Origin of the sequence: Shinella agrisoli, from assembly GCF_046557955.1 — a bacterium.
GTDB lineage: Bacteria > Pseudomonadota > Alphaproteobacteria > Rhizobiales > Rhizobiaceae > Shinella.
Genome location: NZ_JBJIEP010000009.1, coordinates 55,660 through 72,508, shown reverse-complemented (window position 1 = coordinate 72,508; position 16,849 = coordinate 55,660). Strand labels below are relative to the sequence as shown.

The following is a 16,849-nucleotide window of genomic DNA, read 5'->3' as shown; positions in this document are numbered from 1 at the left end:
AGCCTCGTCCTTCAGGCGCGCGGCGGCGTCTTGGCGCCGCGAACGGCGAGCGAGACGGCATAGAGGGAGGTCGTCGCCGTGATGAAGAGGCGGTGGCCGTTCCTGCCGCCGAAGCAGACATTGGAGACGGTCTCCGGCACGAGGATCCTGCCGAGCAGGCGGCCGTCCGGCGCAATGCAATGCACCCCGTCACCGGCGGAAGACCAGAGGTTGCCCCTCTCGTCCACGCGCATGCCGTCCGCGCAACCGGGCGCGATCGTATGGAAGACCTCCCCGCCGCCAAGCGTCCAGTCCGCGCCGACGTCGAAGGCGCGGATATGGCGCGGATCGTCGGTGTGGATGCGCCCCGTATCGGCGACGTAAAGCCGTGTCTCGTCCGGGCTGAAGGCAAGTCCGTTCGGGCAGCGGAAATCGGTGAGCACGGCATGCAGGCGGCCGGAATGCGGGTCGACCCGATAGACGTTGCAGGGCAGCTCCTGCGGCGAGCGCGTGCCCTCATAGTCGGACGCGATCCCGTAATGCGGATCGGTGAACCAGATCGCCCCGTCCGAGGCGACGACCACGTCGTTCGGCGAATTCAGCGGCTTGCCCTCGAAGCGGTCGGCGATCACGGTGATCGTGCCGTCATGCTCGGTGCGCGTCACGCGGCGCGTGCCGTGCTCGCAGGTCACCAGCCGGCCCTCCCGGTCGCGCGTGTTGCCGTTGGAAAAATTCGACGGCTCGCGGAAGGTCGTGATGCCGAGCGCCGGGCTCCAGCGCAGCATGCGGTTGCTCGGAATGTCTGAGAACAGCAGGCAGTCGTGATCGCCGAACCACACCGGTCCCTCGGCCCAGTCGAACCCGCCGGCAAGCTTCTTGAGCGGCGCATTGCCCAGGACGAACGTGGAGAATTCAGGCTCCTCGGCTATAAAAAACGACATCCCGCACCTCCCTTGCGATGAAAGCACATTTAGCGGCTGCGACGGCCCACGACCAGGGCGTTTCAGCTTTCAAGGAACCGCTATCCCGCCCTCAATCCGTATAGCGCGCGGCGACGGCCGCCGCTGCCGCGGCGACATCCGCCCCGGCGCCGAGCCTGCGGAGGGCGATGCCATAGGCGACGACATTGCCGAGCACGGCCTCGAAGCGGGCGCGCTGGCCGGTATGGTTGAAGCGCACGAGGGTTTCCGCACCCGGGCCGATGCCCGCCGACATGTCCGTTTCGAGATGCGCGGCGGCGGCGAGGAGCGTGTCCATGTCCACGCCATCAGGCAATTTCGCCGTCGTGACGAGATGGGAGGCGCGGCCGGGCTGGGCCCACGGATCGGCACCGAGGGCGACGAGACCATCGCGCGTCGCCTCTGCCGCCCGGGCGTGGCGGGCGAGGACGGCGTCGGCCCCTTCCGCCTCGAAGCGGTCGAGTGCCGCCTCGAGCGCGAAGAATTCCAGCGGGGCCGACGTGCCGGGAAGCGCGCCGCGGCCGGCCTCGAGCCAGGCCCTGCGGTCGATGAGGGAAAGCGTCGAATCCCGCGGGCCGCCTTCCGCGCCTATCAGGCGCCAGGCGGTGGGGCTCACCGAAAGCGCCGAGACGCCGGCCGGGCCGGCCAGCGCTTTCTGCGGGCCGATCACCGCCACGTCGACGCCGAGGGCATCGACGTCCAGCGCGTGGCCGCCGACCGACGCCACGGCGTCCACCACCGTCACGATGCCGCGCGCATGGGCGGCCGCGACGATGTCCTCCAGCGGGTTGAGCACGCCGTTCGCCGATTCCGCATGGCAAAAGACGACGACCTTGGCCTCCGGATGGGCGTCGAAGGCCGCGGTCACGGCGTCGGCTTCGATCGGCCGGGCCGGTTCCGCCTCGAGCGTCACGACCGCCGCGCCGCCGCGGCGCAGCCAGCCGCCGAACCATGCCCCGAACGGGCTGGTCACGATGTTGATCGCCTTCAGCCCCGGCCGGGCGAGGCTCGCCGCCACGGCCTCCAGCGCGACGACCGCCTCCGTCTGGAAGAGCAGGATGTCGTTCCGGGTCTTCAGGATCCTGCCGAGCCGGTCGGCGAGGCGGCCGAAGCGCTCGGGCGGGAAGGCGGGAGCGTCGTTGAGGGGATTCCAGCGGTCAAACGCCATTGCGGTTTTCCTGTTCGATGAGGAGGCGCGGCACGGCCCGCACCAGCGCGCGGGCAGCAGACGATTGCGGGTCGCCGATCACGCGTGCGGCCGGCCCGGTCTCCACGATCCGGCCCGCCTCCATGACGGCGATACGGTGCGAGACGGCGGCGAGCACCGCAAGGTCATGCGACACGAAGAGATAGGCGATACCGCGTTCCTCCTGCAACGCGACGAGCAGTTCGAGGATTTTTTCACGCAGCGAGACGTCGAGGGCGGACACCGCCTCGTCGAGCACGATCAGAGCCGGCCGCGAGGCGATCGCCCGCGCGATGGCGATGCGCTGGCGCTGGCCGCCGGAGACGTCGCGGATCGATCGCGCGCCGTAGGAGGCCGGCAGGCCGACGCGATCGAGCAGCGCCGCGACCTCCCTTTCCCGCTCCGCCCTGGGCACGACGGCGTGGATGCGCAGCGGGTCCGCGATGACGGAGGCCACCGTGGCACGCGGGTTGAAGGCGCCGAGCACGTCCTGGAAGACCATCTGCATCTTCGCCCGCCGCCTGCGCAACCTTCCGCCGGAAAGGGCAAGCCAGTCCTCGCCGCCGAAGCGCACGGCGCCGCCGTCCGCCGGAACGAGGCGGGTGAGAACGCGCGCGAGGGTCGACTTGCCGCTGCCCGACGCACCGGCAAGGCCGAGCGTCTCGCCGGCGGAAAGGGTCAGCGAGACGCCGTCGAGGGCCGTCACGGCGCGGCCGCCGGAGGTATAGCGCTTGCTGAGGTTCTCCACGTCGAGCAACGTCATCGGTCCGCTCCGCGGACCAGCGGCGGCGTGGCGAGACCGCGGTGGCTGGCGATCAGCATGGCCGTATAGGCGGCCTGCGGCGCGGCCAGGACCGCGCGGGTCGGCCCCGCTTCGACGAGCGCGCCATCCCGGAAGATCGCCACCCGGTCGGCAAAGCCGGAGGCGAGCGCGATGTCGTGGGTGACGAAGACGAGCGTCATGCCGGCACCGCGGACGAGCTCGCCGAGCAGCGCAACGATCTCCGCCTGCACGACCATGTCCAACGCGCTGGTGGGTTCGTCGGCGATCAGGAGGCCCGGTCTTGCGGCAAGCGCGGCGGCGATGGCCACCCGCTGGCGCTGGCCGCCGGAGAGCTGGTGCGGGAACGCCTTCACGGTCCTTTCCGGATCCGGCAGATGGACCCGCCCCAGCATCTCGACCGCCCGGAAAAGCGCCTCCCTCCGGGAAAGGCCGAGATGGCGGCGGGCGCCTTCCGCCACCTGTTCGCCGACCGTCAGCACCGGGTTGAGGCTGGCGGACGGATCCTGGAAGACGAAACCGACGTTACGCCCCGCGCGGGGGGCATGCCCGCCGGCCCAGCGCAGGTCCCCCGCGACCGTCGCCCCTGCCGGCAGGAGGCCGGCGAGCGTGCGCGCGAAGGTGCTCTTGCCCGATCCGCTCTCGCCGATGATCGCGAGCCGTTCGCCGGCGCGGATATCGAGGTCGAGGCCCGTCAATGCGGGCGCCTGCTGCCCGCGATAGGTGACGGAGAGCCGCCTCACCGCGCAAAGCACCGTCGTCATGCCGCCCCTCCCCGGCCGGAGAGGGCCTTGCCCAGTCCCTCGCTCAGGAGGTAGACGCCGATGACCGCCACGACCAGCGCGATGCCGGGGAAGATCGAAAGGAAGGGCGAGGAGCGCAGGACGTTGCGCCCCTCGGCGATCATCGATCCCCAGGTGACGATGTTCGGATCGCCGAGGCCGAGGAAGGAGAGCGCCGCCTCCGTCAGGATCGCGGCCGCGACGATGATGGCGGAGAGCGCCAGCACCGGCGGCAGCACGTGCGGCAGGATTTCCCTGAAGGCGATCTCCGCCGGATGCATGCCGATAACGCGCGCCGACGCGACATAGTCGCGCTCGCGCACGGAAAGCACCTGCGCCCGCGTGAGCCGCGCCGGGTCGGCCCAGGCGCCGAGCGCGATGGCGATGACCACGACCGGCACGGAAGCGCCGACGACGCTGACGAAGGCGAGCGCCAGAAGGAAGCTCGGCACGATCTGGAAGGCATCGACCACGCGCATCAGCGCCTCGTCGACGATCCCGCCGGCAAAGCCGGCCGCAAGCCCCACGCAAAGGCCGACGGCAAGGGCCGCGAGAGCCGCCGCGAGCCCGACGAGCAGCGAGGTCCGGGCGCCGTGCACGATGCCCGCCAGCACGTCGCGCCCCAGCCTGTCGGTGCCGAGGGGAAAGGCCGGGTCGGTGAACGGCGCCGTCAGCGCGCGGCCGGCGATCCGCAGCGGATCGCCCGGGAAAAGCACGGGCGCAAGGAGCGCGACGAGCGCAAGGATGGCAAGAAGGGCGAGCCCCGTCGCACCCTCGGGCGTGCGCAGCACGTTCCGCAGCACGCTCATGCGCCGCGCTCCGCAGCGCCGACGCGCGGATCGAGCGCGGCGTAGACGATGTCGACCGCGAGGTTGACGAGGATCACCAGCACCGCGCTCACGACGATGATGCCGGAAAGAAGCGCCGTGTCGCGGCCGCTCACCGCCTCCTGCGCGAGGCGCCCGAAGCCGGGTATGGCGAAGATGCTCTCGATGACGACGCTGCCGCCGAGCATGGCGGCCGATTGCAGGCCGAGCATGGTGACGAGCGGCAGCAGCGCGTTGCGCGCCACATGCCGCAGCACGATCCGCGCCCGCGAAAGCCCCTTGGACCGGGCGAAAAGCACGAAGTCCATCCCCCAGACCTCGGCCATTCCGGCGCGCATCACGCGCAGGAAGAGCGCCATGTAGACCAGCGTCAGCGTGCCGACCGGCAGCACCAGATGGGCCGCGATGTCGGCGGCGCGGGACAATCCCGTGCGCCCGGAGGCGATCGTCTCGATGCCGGATGTCGGAAGCCAGCGCAACTGCACGGCAAAGACGATGCTGAGGACGAGGCCGAGCCAGAAGCCCGGTATGGCGTAGAGGACGAGCGAGAGCGTGGAAAGGAGCCGGTCGCGGCCGCTTCCCGGCTTCGCCCCCGCGAGAATGCCGAGCGCCGAGCCGATCGCGAAGGAAAGCGCGGTGGCGCTGCCCATGAGCAGGAGCGTATTGGGAAGGCGTTCGAGGATGAGGTCGCGCACCGGCCGGTCGAAGGCGACCGACCAGCCGAGATCGAGGCGGGCGAGCGAGGTGAGGTAGAGCCAGAGCCGCGCCGGCATGGACTGGTCGAGGCCGTAGGCCGCGCGCAGCGATCGCGCTATGGCCGCGTCGCCCCCGCCGATCGAGAGGAGATAGGCGTCGACGGCATCGCCCGCGGCCGCTTCCAGCAGCAGGAACGTCAGGACGACGACGATCAGCAGCACGGGAATGCTGCTGGACGCGCGGCTTCTCAGCAATCGAAGGGCACGGTTCACGCTGCGGAAGGCCTCGCCATGTTCTTTCGGGCGGCCGAGCCTATCACGACTGCAGCGCGGTATCTGCCCAGTTGGAGACGGCCCAGCGCGGATTGCTGGCGACGTTCAGCACCGTGTCGCGGGCGACGGTGATGAACCCCCATTCGGCGACGTTGATCAGCGGCAGGTCGGATACGACCAGCTTCTGGAACTGCCGGTAGAGGTCCGTGCGCGCCGCCGTATCGACCGTCTCGGCCGCCTTGGCGATCACCGCGTCGAGTTCCGCGTTGGCGTAGCCACCCTGGTTCGAGAAGCCGACGCCGGCGGGGATGCCGGACTGGACGAGGATGGTGGTGGAGATCGCCGGGTCGCCGCGGAAGACCGGCGGGGCGACGGCGAGGTCGAAGTCGTGGTCGGTATAGACTGCTTTCTGGTGGGCCGCGGAATCGGCGTTGACCAGTTCCGCGTCGATGCCGATGGCCGCGAGCGCCTGGCGCAGGTAATCGCCGAACTGGCGCGTCTCGTTGAAATAGGGCGCCGGGCGCAGCTTCAGCGAGAAGCGCTTGCCGTCCGGCCCCCTGGCATGGCCCGCCTCGTCGAGCAGCGCATTGGCCTTGTCGACGTCGAACTCGTAGGCCGGCACGTCGGCGTCGTAGAATTCCGGCGCGTTCTTCGGCACGGGGCCGGTGGAGGCGCTTGCATAGCCGAGGAAGATCGTGTCGACCACGAATTTCCTGTCGATGGCATGGGCGATCGCCTGGCGCACCTTGAGGTCGGCGAGCTCCTTGCGGCGGTGGTTGATCTCCACGACCAGCTGGTAGGTGAGCGCCTCGTAGCCCTTGGTGATCACCTTGATGCCCGGCACCTTGGAAATGCGATCGAGATCGGTGAGCGGCACGGCGGAGAAGGCCGCAAGGTGGATTTCCTCCGCCTCGAGCGCGGAGCCCGCGGCGGCGCGGTCCGGCAGCACGCGGAAGACGATCTCGTCGAGCTTCGGCTGCGATTTGTCCCAATAGGCCTCGTTGCGCGTCAGGCGGTAATATTCGCCGGGCTTGTATTCGGCAAAGCGGAACGGTCCGGTGCCGACGAGCCGGATGTTCGCCGGGTTCGCGGCGATGTCCGTGCCCTCGTAGAGATGCTTGGGAATGACGCTGCTGACGACGGGCAGCGCATTGCGGATGAGCTGGAGCGGCGTCGGCCTGGAGAAGCGGAAGACGGCGGTGGCGTCGTCCGGCGTCTCGACCGTCTCCAGGTTGGCGAAGACGACGCGCCCGAGGTTCTGCAGCGGCTTCCAGACGTTGAGCGCGGAAAAGGCGACGTCGGCGGACGTGAAGGGTTTCCCGTCATGCCAGGTCACGCCCTCGCGCAGGCGGAACGTCACCGAAAGACCGTCCTGCGATCCCTCCCAGGCCGTGGCAAGACGCGGCGCCAGCCCGTCCTTCCCGTCGAAGGAGGCCTCGGCCAGCGGCTCCACCACCTTGCTTGCGACGAAGAACACGCCGTTCGAGGCGACGATCGCCGGATTGAGGTTCTTCGGCTCGGAGTCGGCCGCAACGATCAGCCGGCGGCCGGAAGGCGCCTCCTGCGCGAAGACGAGGGTCGGCAGGGCGGTCGAGGCGAGCAGCGCTGCACCCGCCTGCAAGAAGGTTCGCCGGGTTGGGGTCGCGGTCAGCATCGGTCTCTCCTGCGTTGAGGTGTCGGTCCGGATATTGGCGGCGAATCGCCTGCCAGCACAGACAGGAAATTCTCACGCTGCACCTTGCAACAACAAATTCTTGCAACTCCCGTCCGGATCAGCGGCGGCGGTGCCCCGAGACCTCCGCACCGGCGTCGCCGGGAAGCGCGAGGAAGCGCAGGGCGGACACGAGGCCGATGGCGGCGATGCAGAGGAAGGCGGCGCGGATGTCCGACAGCATGCCGCCGTCCATGGCCTCCGGGCGAAGATAGGACGACAGGCGGATGACGGCCGCCGCGACGGCGACGCCGAGGAGCTGCGAGAGCTGCTGCAGCATGGCGGAGATGGTGGTCGCCGCACTCCTCTGCGCCGGCGTGACATCGGCAAAGGCGATCGTCGTCAGCGAGGTGAACTGCATCGAGCGGGAGAGGCCGCAGGCGATCAGCAGCGCAAAGAGGACGAGGCGCGGGGTCTGCCCGTCGATGAAGGCGAAGGCGCCGATCGTCAGCGCGGCGACCACGCCGTTGGCGACGAGGAGCGAGCGGAAGCCGAAGAGCCGCAGCGCCGGCGTCGTCACGCTCTTCATCAGGAGGTTGCCGAGGAAGTAGACGAGGACGAGTGAGCCCGTCTCCACCGCGTCGAGGCCGAGCCCGACCTGGAACAGGAGCGGCAGCAGGAACGGCGTGGCATTGACCGCGAGCCGCCCGGCCGTTCCGGCGGCAAGCGTGGCGAAGGCGAAGGTCGGCACCTTCAGCACCGCCATGTCGAGAAGGGCGTGCGGCGCACGCCTGAGATGGCGGATCGCGAACCATCCGATCAGGACGCCGCCGGCCAGAACGCCGAGCGCTCCCCATCCCCCCGTCGAGGCGCTGGAGAGCTCCAGCCCGGCCAGCGTCAGCGCGAGCGCGGCGCCGGTCAGCAGGAAGCCCTTGAAGTCGAAGGGGCGCGCGCCCTCCTCCGCCGGCGCCTGCGGCACGAAGAACGCGACGAGCACGACGCCGAGAAGGCCGAGCGGCAGGTTGATGAAGAAATTCCACTGCCAACCGGCATGGGTGGTGATCCAGGCGCCGATCAGCGGGCCGACCACCGGCGCGATCAGCGCCGGCCAGGTGATGGTGGCGATCGCGCGCACCAGCTCGGCCTTCGGCGCCCCGCGCAGCACGAGCTGGCGCCCGACGGGCGTCATCAGCGCCGCCGACGCTCCCTGGAGAAGCCGCGCGGCGGTGAACTGCGTCAGCGAGCCGGAAAAGCCGCAGGCCACGGAAGACAGCGTGAAGAGCACGATGGCGGCGAGAAAGACCTCCCGCGCGCCGAGGCGATCGGCAAGCCAGCCGGCCGGCGGAATGAACACGGCCATCGCCAGGAGGTAGGCGGTAAAGCCGATGTTGAGCGTCACCACGTCCGTCGAGAAGTCCCGCGCCATGGCCGGCAGGGACGTCGCGATGATCGTGCTGTCCAGCATCTGCATGAAGAACGCCACGGCGACGACGGCCGGGACGATGCGGGTGCGGTGGAGCGGAAGCGATGGAGAGGGAATGGAAGACATCACGCGACAATGAAAAGGGCACCGGCGAACAGCCGCCGATGCCCGAGCCTACAGCTTCAGTTGCTGGCGGCAACCTTTTTGAGGGCCGCCTCGTAGAAGGACCGGTCGATCCAGGCCTCGTAGTCGACCTTGCCCTTCAGCAGGCCGGCATCGGCCATGAAGGCTTCCTCGCCCTGGAGCGCGCGCACCGCCTCTTCGGTGATCTCGGGATCCTGGAAGAACTTGCCGTCCGGATAGGTCGCGCGCACGGCGTTTTCGCTGTTGCCGGTCTCCTTGACGAAGATCGCGATCGTCTCCTCCGGGTTGGCGTCGGCCCAGCGCGCGGCCGCGATGTCGACGGCGAGCAGGCGCGTCACGATGTCGGGATACTTGCGGGCGAAATCGCCGTTGACGCTGACGAGGTGCGGCACGGCCCATTCCGGGCTGCCGGAGACGCCCGCATCGAAGATCACGCGGGCGCCGCCCTTCTCGACCAGCTTCTGCACCGGGCCGGTGCTTTCGACGATCGCGTCGATGTCGCCGCGGGCGAGCGCCGGGCCGGAGCTTTCGATGCCGAGGTTGAGGCTCTCCACGTCGTTGAGGGAAAGGCCGGCCGCCTTCAGCGCCTTGGCGAAGGTCGAATGGCGCACGGTGCCGGAGAGATAGGCGACCTTCTTGCCCTTCAGGTCCTCGATCTTCTGGATCGGCGAATCCGGCTTGACGACGATCTGCGTCTCGTTCGAGCGGTTCCAGCTCGAAAGGCCGATCAGCTTCACGTCCGCGCCGGTCGCCGCCAGGCGAAGCGAGGGGTTGTTGCCGATATAGGTGAAGTCGAGCGCGCCGGAGCCGAGCGCCACGGTGGCGGCCGAACCGCCGTCGAAGGTCGTCAGCTCGATCTTGATGCCGTCCTTGGCGAACTCGTCCTCCAGCAGCTTCTTGTTGCGGTAGAGGATGAACTTCAGGTGGCCCGGCGCCGTGGAGCCGATGCGGATGACCTCGGGCTTGGCCTCGTCGGCGAAGGCCGGGGCGGCACCGGCGGCCGGGAGGATGGAAAGCGCGAGCGCCAGTTTCAGGAGCGTCCGGCGCAGCGGACGGATCGGGAGGGATGTCATGGGCGGATCCTTTCGAGATCGGTCGTTCGTGGATGAAGCGGATGGTTCGATGCGAAGCTCAGTTCGGGCCGCTTTCGCCGCTGCCGCGCCAGTGCGTGGCACGCCGCTCGCCGGCGACGAGCAGGTAGTTGAGCAGGAGCCCGACGATCGTCAGCGTCAGGATGCCGGCGTACATGCGGTCGGTCTCCAGCATCAGCGAGGAGTTCTGGATGAGGTAACCGATGCCGGACTGGGCCGCGAGCATCTCCGCGGCGATGACCGAGAAGAGCGAGGTCTTCACGCCGAGCCGAGCGCCCGCGACGATCGAGGGGATGGCGGAGGGGAAGATGACCTTCTTGAAGAGGTCCCAGTCCGACGTGCCCATGGAGCGCGCCGCCTTCACGAGCAAGGGATCGACCGACTTCACGCCGACGATCGTGTTGATCAGCAGGAAGAAGACGGCGGCGTAGAAGGTGATGGCGATCTTCGAGGCCTCGCCGATGCCGAGCACCAGGATGAAGACCGGCAGCAGCGCGAACTGCGAGGTGTTGCGCAGCGTCTGGACGAGGAAGTCGGAGGTCTTCTCGAACAGCGGGTAGCGCCCCATCAGGAAGCCGAGCGGCACGGCGGTGACGACGGCGAGCGAGAAGCCGATCGCCGCGCGCTGCAGGCTGATGCCGATATGCTCGGCAAGCTGGCCGGAGACGATCATCTCCCACAGGACCGAGAGAACCTGGCTGAGCGGCGGGAAGAAGAGCGCATTGATCCAGCCGAGGCGCGGGGCGACCTCCCAGAGAAGCGCGAAGGCGATCATCGCCGGCAGGCCGAGCGTGATGGTGGAAAAGGTTTCGCCGAGCGCCGTCGGCGCCTTTTCCGGCACGCGCTTGCGGCGAAGCGAGAAGGTGTTGCGAAGCGGCGGGTTGCGGTCGGCGATCAGGCTCATCCGATCCTCCCTCAGTTGGCGTAGCTGGAAGCAAGGGCCCAGTCGCGCTGGGCCTTCACCACTTCGTCGCGCAGGCTTTCCCACACGCGGCCGCGATAGGCGTTGAACGCCTCGCTGTTGCGGATGTCGAGGTCGCGCGGGCGCGGCAGGTCGATCTCGACGATCTCCTTGACGCTCGCCGGGCGCGCGGTCATCACCACGACGCGGTCGGCAAGGTAGATCGCCTCGTCGATCGAGTGGGTGACGAAGACGACGGTCGTCTTGATCTGCTCCCAGATGCGCAGGAGCTCGCTTTGCAGGATGTCGCGCGTCTGGGCGTCGAGCGCGGCGAAGGGCTCGTCCATCAGCAGCACCTGCGGATCGGTGGAGAGGGCGCGGGCGATCGCCACGCGCTGCTGCATGCCGCCGGAAAGCTGCGAGGGGAAACGGTCCTCGAAGCCCTTGAGGCCGAAGAGATGCAGGAAATGGCGCGCCCGCTCGCGGCGCTCGGCGGCGGGCACGCCGCGCACCTCCAGCGCATATTCGACGTTCTGCAGGGCGGTGCGCCAGGGAAAGAGCGCATATTGCTGGAAGACGTAGGCCGTACGGGCGTGCGGCTTCGACACCTCGACGCCGTCGATGCGGGCGACGCCGGAGGTGGCCTCGGTGAGGCCCGCGATCACGTCGAGCAGCACCGACTTGCCGCTGCCCGAGGGGCCGACCAGCGTGATGAACTCGCCGCGGTTGATGGTCAGGTCGACGCCGTCCAGCACCGGGATCCGGTTGGAGGCGACGCCGTCGACGGTCACCGTCTGGCCCTGCTTCAGCGTGAAGGTCTTGCGCAGCGCGTTGACTTCTATGCGTTCCATGGTCGTTTCCTTTTCAGACCTGCGCCACGCGGATGTGGCGGGTCGGGTCGTTCTGGGCTCCTCCGGCGCGCCCCCGGTTCCAGCCGAGTGCGCGGGCATAGGTGCCGAAGAGGCCGCGCTCGAGAACCTCGGCCTCGGAAATGCCGATCGGTCCGTGCGCCTCCTCGGCGACGTAGAGCGCATCCGTCGGACAGTAGATCTCGCAGAGGAAGCAGGTCTGGCAGTCGTCCTGCCGGGCGATGACGGGCAGGCCCGTCTCGTCGCGGTCGAAGACGAAGGCCGGGCAGATGCGCTCGCAGATGTCGCAGCGGATGCAGCGGTCGGCGGAGACGACTTCGATCATCGCTCAGCCCTCCTGCGCCGTTTCGAGCGAAAGGTCCTCGCGCACCGCCGTCACCCGGTCGAGGCCGGAGACGATGATGCGGCCCGCCTGTCCCTCGTTCTCCGTCGGGAAATCGCGCCGGCGGTGCACGCCGCGGCTTTCGGTGCGCAGGAGCGCCGCGGCGACCGTCCAGCGGGCGCTGGCGGTGACGGACGCCACCTCGCGCGAACGAAGACGCCCGATGCCGGCCGCGGGCTTCGCCCGGTTGAGCGCCGTCCAGAGGTCTTCGAGCGTCCGGCGGCTTGCCTCCAGCGTCTCGGCCGTGCGCCAGTAGCTCCTGTCGAGCGGGGCGATCTCGCCGTGCACCGTGCGGGCAGCGGCGGCAAGGTCGACATCCCCGCCTTCGCCCGTGCCGCGCAGGCCCGCCGTGCCGAGCGGCTGCAAGCGGCCGGCGTTGCGGTCCTGCCGCCGGCGGGCGTGCTGGGCCGCGCCGTGGCCGGCCCACCAGCCGCTGGCGATCGCCCAGGAGGCATTGATCGCGCCGCCGCCGGAAATGCCGCCGGTCACGTTCTCGCGGCTCGCCGCGTCGCCGGCGGCATAGAGGCCGGCAATGCCCGTGCCGCAATCGGCCGAGACGATGCGGATGCCGCCGGTGCCGCGCACCGTGCCCTCGTATTTCAGCTCGACCCGGAACCGCTCCTCGAAGGGATCGATGCCCATGCGGTCATAGGGCTGGAAACAGTTCGGCTGGCCGCGGCGCAGCCAGTCCCGCATGGCCGGTTCGGCAAGGTCGAGCCGGGCATAGACCGGGCCGGACAGCAGGGCTTCCGCCACCTGCCGCTCGCCGCCGCCGATGCCGTTCGTCACCGGCTCGCCGCAGGCATTGCGCAGCACCTCGCCGTCCTCGCGGTAGAAGGTCGCCCAGCGGAAGGGCAGGCCCTTGTTCAGCGACGAGCCGTAGGGTGTCAGCGTGTACTTGCCGGTGAACTCCATGCCGGAAAGCGCGGCGCCCGCCTCCGCGGCGAAGAGGTAGCCGTCGCCCGTCAGCCCCGTGCCGCCGAGGATGCGCTCGAAGAAGGCGCAGCCGCCCGTCGCCAGCACGACCGCGCCGGCTGCAACGCGGAAGCTCGCCCCGTTGCGGCGCACGAGCCCCGCCGCGCCGCCGACATGGTTCTCGTCACCCAGCAGTTCGAGGATCGGATGATGGTCGAGAATGGTGACGCCGGCCTTCTGCACGCGCTGGCGCATGAAGCGCATGTAGTCCGGCCCGCGCAGGTTGGCGATGTAGAGGCTGCCGTCCTCCTCGCTCGGGAAGGGATAGCCCCATTCGACGAGCTTCAGGAGGTTTTCGTAGGCCCGGTCCGCCGCGCGCAGCATCCAGCGGCGGTCGGCAAGGCCGGCCGTGCGCTTGAAGCGCTGCTCGACGGAGGCCGCGCGGCCTTCGCCCGGCGGCACGCACCAGGTGCCGGTGTTGGAGGGCGCCGTCGCGCCGCTCGTGCCGTGATAGCCCTTGTCGGCCAGCACGACGCGCGCGCCAGCCTCGGCGGCCGACAGCGCCGCCCAGGCGGCCGCCGGCCCGCCGCCGACGACGAGCACGTCCGTTTCGATGAGGCGCCCGTCTTCCACGGGCGGTTCCTTGCGACGCGATGCCATGAGGTTCCGGTTTGCGAGATGAGGAGGCGCCGGCCCGCACGGGCCGGACGCCGGAACGCGGTCAGGCGGCGGTGGAGAACCAGGAGGGTTCGTTGCCGGCCGTCCACTTGATGTTGCAGCCGATCGAGGGGACCTGCCGGTCGCCGACGGCCTCGCCCTTCAGCACGGCGTCGACGGCGGCGCGCAGGTCCGCGCCCGTCACCTCCTTGCCGTTGCCGGGTCGGGCATCGTCGAACTGGCCGTGATAGGCGAGCCTGCGCTCGCGGTCATAGAGGAAGAAGTCGGGGGTACAGGCCGCGCCATAGGCCTTGGCGACGCCCTGCGCGGCGTCCTTGAGGTAGGGGAAGCCATAGCCGTAGGTCTTCACTTCCGCGCCGATCCGCTCCAGCGTCTCTTCCGGATGCGCCTCGGCATCGTTGCTGTTGATCGCGACGACGGCGAGCCCCTTGTCGGCGTAGTCGCGCGCGAACTCGGCCAGCGCCTCGCGGATCAGCACCACGAAGGGGCAGCGGTTCGAGATGAAGGCGACGAGCAGCGCCGGGCTGTCCTTGAAATCGGCAAGCGTGACCAGGTTGCCGTCCGCGTCGGGCAGGATGAAATCCGGCGCGCGGGTTCCGAGCGTGATGGGGTTGGATTCGGTCTTGGGCATGGTATCCTCCTGGCAGGCCGATGGGAGGCAATTAGAGAATATAATCCATAGATTTTATAGATATTGGTTTTCGCCGGAATCGCACGGCGGAGATAAATTCACGCCGATCCGCATGGCCGGGGGAAAATCCGTCCTCACGCTGGCAATGTCGTGAAAAGGCCGCGCGCCCTTTGAAGAGGCGCGTGACGGCGCAATTTTTTTAGGCTGGCTAAAAAAGATTTGACAATCCCGCCTATCCGCGCACTATTGAAGTAATACTAAAAAATCGGGTGAACAGAGTGGCAAGTGTCGAAGAGCCTGAGGCGGGGACTGGTCCTGCCGTGGGCGAGCGCCTGCGCGAGCGGCGCCGGGAGTTGAAGATGACATTGCAGGACGTCGCGGATGCCGCCGGGTTCTCGGTGGGCTTCATCTCGCAGATCGAGCGCGGCATCACCGTGCCGTCGCTGACCTCCCTGGTCGCCGTCTGCCGCGCGCTGAAGGCCGATGTCGGATCGTTTTTCCAGACCCCGCGCGTCGACGCGCCGATCACCCGGCGCGAAGGGCGCCCGGTCTACGCGGTCGGCGGCACACCCGGCAGCACCGTCACCTACGAGCGCCTTTCCGCCTCCTTTCCCGGCAACGTCCTGCGCTCGACGCTGATCCACGAGCCGCCGGGCTTTCGCAGCGAGCCGATGTCGCACGAGGGCGAGGAAATCTTCTTCATCGTGGAAGGCTCGCTGACGATCGAGATCGACGGCGAGCGCACGATCCTGGAGGCGGGCGACTCGGCCCACTTCCCCTCGACGCTGACGCACGTCACCTGGAACCACACGACCGAACCGACGACGATCTTCCACACCTGCACGATGGACGTCTTCGGCGACGGCGAACCGTCCGCCCAGGCTCGGCCGAGCCTGGTCGTCAAGCGCTCTGCGGCCCGCCGCAGCGCGCCGAAACAGCTGAAGACCGCCAAACCCAAGACAACCGGATAACAAGGGAACAGCAATGACCTCCGTTCTGAAGACAATCGCGGCAGCCCTGCTCGCCGCAACGGCTTTCTGCGCCCATGCGAATGCCGAAACCGTGCTGCGCCTCGATGAATCGCCCGTCGGCGAGCTCGACCCGGCCAAGGCGTCGGACTATGCCGACAGCATCCTGATGTTCAACCTCTACGACACGCTGGTAATCCCCAAGCAGGGCCAGCCGGGCTACGATCCGTTCCTGGCGTCCTCTTTCGAGACCGCGGACGGCAAGACCTACACCTTCAAGCTGCGCACCGACGTGAAGTTCCAGAGCGGCAACCCGCTGACGGCGGACGACGTCGTCTTCTCCTTCGACCGCATGAAGGCGCTCGGCCAGGGCCTGTCCTACCTGTTCGAGAATGTCGAGAAGGCCGAGGCGACCGACCCCGCGACGGTGACGTTCACCCTGAAGGAGGTCTATGCGCCCTTCGTCTCCGCCCTCACCCGCCTGCCGATCGTCGACAAGGCGCTCGTCCTGCAGAACCTTAGCGAGGGGGACGGCGAGATGAAGGACTGGGGCCAGGCGTATCTTTCCACCCACGCGGCCGGCTCGGGCGCCTACAAGGTCGTCTCGCACAATCCGCAGGAAGAGACCGTGATGGCGAAGAACGCGGACTTCTTCCTTGGCGTTCCCGCGGCCGCGCCCGACACCGTGCGCCTGCGTTACGGCCTCGAGGCGGCGACCGTGCGCACGCTGATTGCCCAGGGCGAGCACGAGATCTCCTCGCAATGGCTGCCGCCGGAGGTGCTGAAGTCGCTCGCGGCCGAGGGGGCGCAACTGCTGACCGAAAGGGGCACGACCGGCTTCTACGTCAAGATGAACACGACGAAGCCGCCGTTCGACGACGTGGAATGCCGCCTCGCCGTCTCCTACGCCTTCGACTACGAATCCGGCGTGCGCATGGTCGCCGTCAGCGACCAGGTCTCGCAGGGCAGCCCCGCGACAGGCGCGCTGCCGGTCGGCATGCTCGGCGCGCTCTCCGGCGATCCGCTGAAGCGCGACGTCGAGAAGGCGAAGGAACATCTCGCCAAATGCAGGTACAAGCCGGAAGAGATGAAGGTGGAGCTCACCTGGATCGGCGAGGTGCCGCTCGAAGAGCGCTTCGCCCTGCTGATGCAGGCGAACTTCGCCGAGATCGGCATCCAGGCCGAGGTGAAGAAGCTGCCGTGGGCGCTCTTCTCCGAGCAAGTCTCCAGGCCGGAGAACACGCCGAACATCAGCCAGGTCTTCGTCAACACCATGTCCGGCGACCCGGATACGCTGCTCTACTCGATGTATCATTCGAGCGCGGCGGGAACCTGGATGTCGCCCGAGCATCTGAAGGACGCCGAGATCGACGCGCTGCTCGAGAAGGGCCGCACGACGCTCGACGAGGCCGAGCGCGCCAAGGTCTACGAGGAGGCCAACAAGCGGCTCCTCGCCATCGCGCCCTCGATCTTCGCGCAGGACCAGACCGCCGTCTTCGCCGCCACCGACCGGGTCTCCGTGCCTGCGCTCTCCGATCCGTCCAAGGCCTTCGCGCTCGCCGGCTTCGGCTTCACCTTCCGCCTGATGGAAATGAAGGAGTAACCGTCCGGAGGCCCTTCGCCCGTCCCTTCGGCCTGCCGACAGCCGGATGAAGGGCCTTCGGCAGCAACCGTGCCGGACCGCCGTGGCGGCCCGGCTCCGCAACAGGAACGC

General features: G+C 68.7%; 16 protein-coding genes. 2 read left to right on the top strand and 14 right to left on the bottom strand.

Going from position 1 to position 16,849, the window contains the following annotated elements:
• Window positions 1–11 precede the first annotated feature (11 nt).
• From ACIIOY_RS11640 to ACIIOY_RS11575, 14 genes are all read right to left on the bottom strand, one after another.
• Complete coding sequence (locus ACIIOY_RS11640) at window positions 12–920, bottom strand: SMP-30/gluconolactonase/LRE family protein (RefSeq protein ID WP_411034833.1); 909 nt, start codon at window positions 918–920, stop codon at window positions 12–14.
• Between the two features lie 91 nt (window positions 921–1,011).
• Window positions 1,012–2,106 carry a pyridoxal-phosphate-dependent aminotransferase family protein gene (locus ACIIOY_RS11635; protein WP_411034832.1) on the bottom strand — a complete coding sequence of 365 codons (1,095 nt, stop codon included), beginning with the start codon at window positions 2,104–2,106 and terminating at the stop codon, window positions 1,012–1,014.
• Window positions 2,096–2,887 (bottom strand): ABC transporter ATP-binding protein, encoded by a 792-nt coding sequence (locus ACIIOY_RS11630; protein ID WP_411034831.1) that lies wholly within the window; start codon window positions 2,885–2,887, stop codon window positions 2,096–2,098. Before ACIIOY_RS11630 ends, ACIIOY_RS11635 begins: the two co-directional genes overlap by 11 nt.
• Entirely contained in the window at window positions 2,884–3,669 is a 786-nt protein-coding gene (locus tag ACIIOY_RS11625; RefSeq protein WP_411034830.1) for an ABC transporter ATP-binding protein, read from the bottom strand. Before ACIIOY_RS11625 ends, ACIIOY_RS11630 begins: the two co-directional genes overlap by 4 nt.
• The gene (locus ACIIOY_RS11620) at window positions 3,666–4,496 is read right to left on the bottom strand and encodes an ABC transporter permease (protein WP_411034829.1); all 831 of its coding nucleotides are present in this window, start codon (window positions 4,494–4,496) and stop codon (window positions 3,666–3,668) included. Before ACIIOY_RS11620 ends, ACIIOY_RS11625 begins: the two co-directional genes overlap by 4 nt.
• The gene (locus ACIIOY_RS11615) at window positions 4,493–5,482 is read right to left on the bottom strand and encodes an ABC transporter permease (RefSeq protein ID WP_411034828.1); all 990 of its coding nucleotides are present in this window, start codon (window positions 5,480–5,482) and stop codon (window positions 4,493–4,495) included. The genes ACIIOY_RS11620 and ACIIOY_RS11615 overlap by 4 nt, the downstream gene beginning before the upstream one ends.
• A 43-nt stretch (window positions 5,483–5,525) precedes the next feature.
• Complete coding sequence (locus ACIIOY_RS11610) at window positions 5,526–7,136, bottom strand: ABC transporter substrate-binding protein (protein WP_411034827.1); 1,611 nt, start codon at window positions 7,134–7,136, stop codon at window positions 5,526–5,528.
• A 118-nt stretch (window positions 7,137–7,254) separates the two neighbouring features.
• Window positions 7,255–8,682: an MFS transporter gene (locus ACIIOY_RS11605; RefSeq protein WP_411034826.1), complete on the bottom strand. Its 1,428-nt coding sequence runs from the start codon at window positions 8,680–8,682 to the stop codon at window positions 7,255–7,257.
• Window positions 8,683–8,738: 56 nt separating this feature from the next.
• Window positions 8,739–9,773, bottom strand: a complete 1,035-nt coding sequence (locus ACIIOY_RS11600) for an aliphatic sulfonate ABC transporter substrate-binding protein (protein ID WP_411034825.1) — start codon at window positions 9,771–9,773, stop codon at window positions 8,739–8,741.
• A 58-nt stretch (window positions 9,774–9,831) separates the two neighbouring features.
• A complete protein-coding gene (locus tag ACIIOY_RS11595; protein WP_411034824.1) occupies window positions 9,832–10,695 on the bottom strand; it encodes an ABC transporter permease in 864 nt (287 codons plus the stop codon).
• Window positions 10,696–10,706: 11 nt separating this feature from the next.
• Window positions 10,707–11,543: an ABC transporter ATP-binding protein gene (locus ACIIOY_RS11590; RefSeq protein ID WP_411034823.1), complete on the bottom strand. Its 837-nt coding sequence runs from the start codon at window positions 11,541–11,543 to the stop codon at window positions 10,707–10,709.
• A gap of 13 nt (window positions 11,544–11,556) precedes the next feature.
• The gene (locus ACIIOY_RS11585; protein WP_411034822.1) at window positions 11,557–11,886 is read right to left on the bottom strand and encodes a 4Fe-4S binding protein; all 330 of its coding nucleotides are present in this window, start codon (window positions 11,884–11,886) and stop codon (window positions 11,557–11,559) included.
• 3 nt (window positions 11,887–11,889) lie between these two features.
• Window positions 11,890–13,518 carry an FAD-dependent oxidoreductase gene (locus ACIIOY_RS11580; RefSeq protein WP_411034821.1) on the bottom strand — a complete coding sequence of 543 codons (1,629 nt, stop codon included), beginning with the start codon at window positions 13,516–13,518 and terminating at the stop codon, window positions 11,890–11,892.
• 61 nt (window positions 13,519–13,579) lie between these two features.
• Window positions 13,580–14,167 carry a thioredoxin family protein gene (locus ACIIOY_RS11575; RefSeq protein ID WP_411034820.1) on the bottom strand — a complete coding sequence of 196 codons (588 nt, stop codon included), beginning with the start codon at window positions 14,165–14,167 and terminating at the stop codon, window positions 13,580–13,582.
• 278 nt (window positions 14,168–14,445) lie between these two features.
• Here ACIIOY_RS11575 and ACIIOY_RS11570 point away from each other — a divergent pair, with 278 nt between their 5' ends.
• Both ACIIOY_RS11570 and ACIIOY_RS11565 read left to right on the top strand, forming a co-directional pair.
• The gene (locus tag ACIIOY_RS11570) at window positions 14,446–15,138 is read left to right on the top strand and encodes a helix-turn-helix domain-containing protein (protein WP_411034819.1); all 693 of its coding nucleotides are present in this window, start codon (window positions 14,446–14,448) and stop codon (window positions 15,136–15,138) included.
• A 13-nt stretch (window positions 15,139–15,151) separates the two neighbouring features.
• On the top strand, window positions 15,152–16,738 hold the full coding sequence (locus ACIIOY_RS11565) for an ABC transporter substrate-binding protein (protein WP_411034818.1): 1,587 nt from the start codon (window positions 15,152–15,154) through the stop codon (window positions 16,736–16,738).
• Window positions 16,739–16,849: the final 111 nt, after the last annotated feature.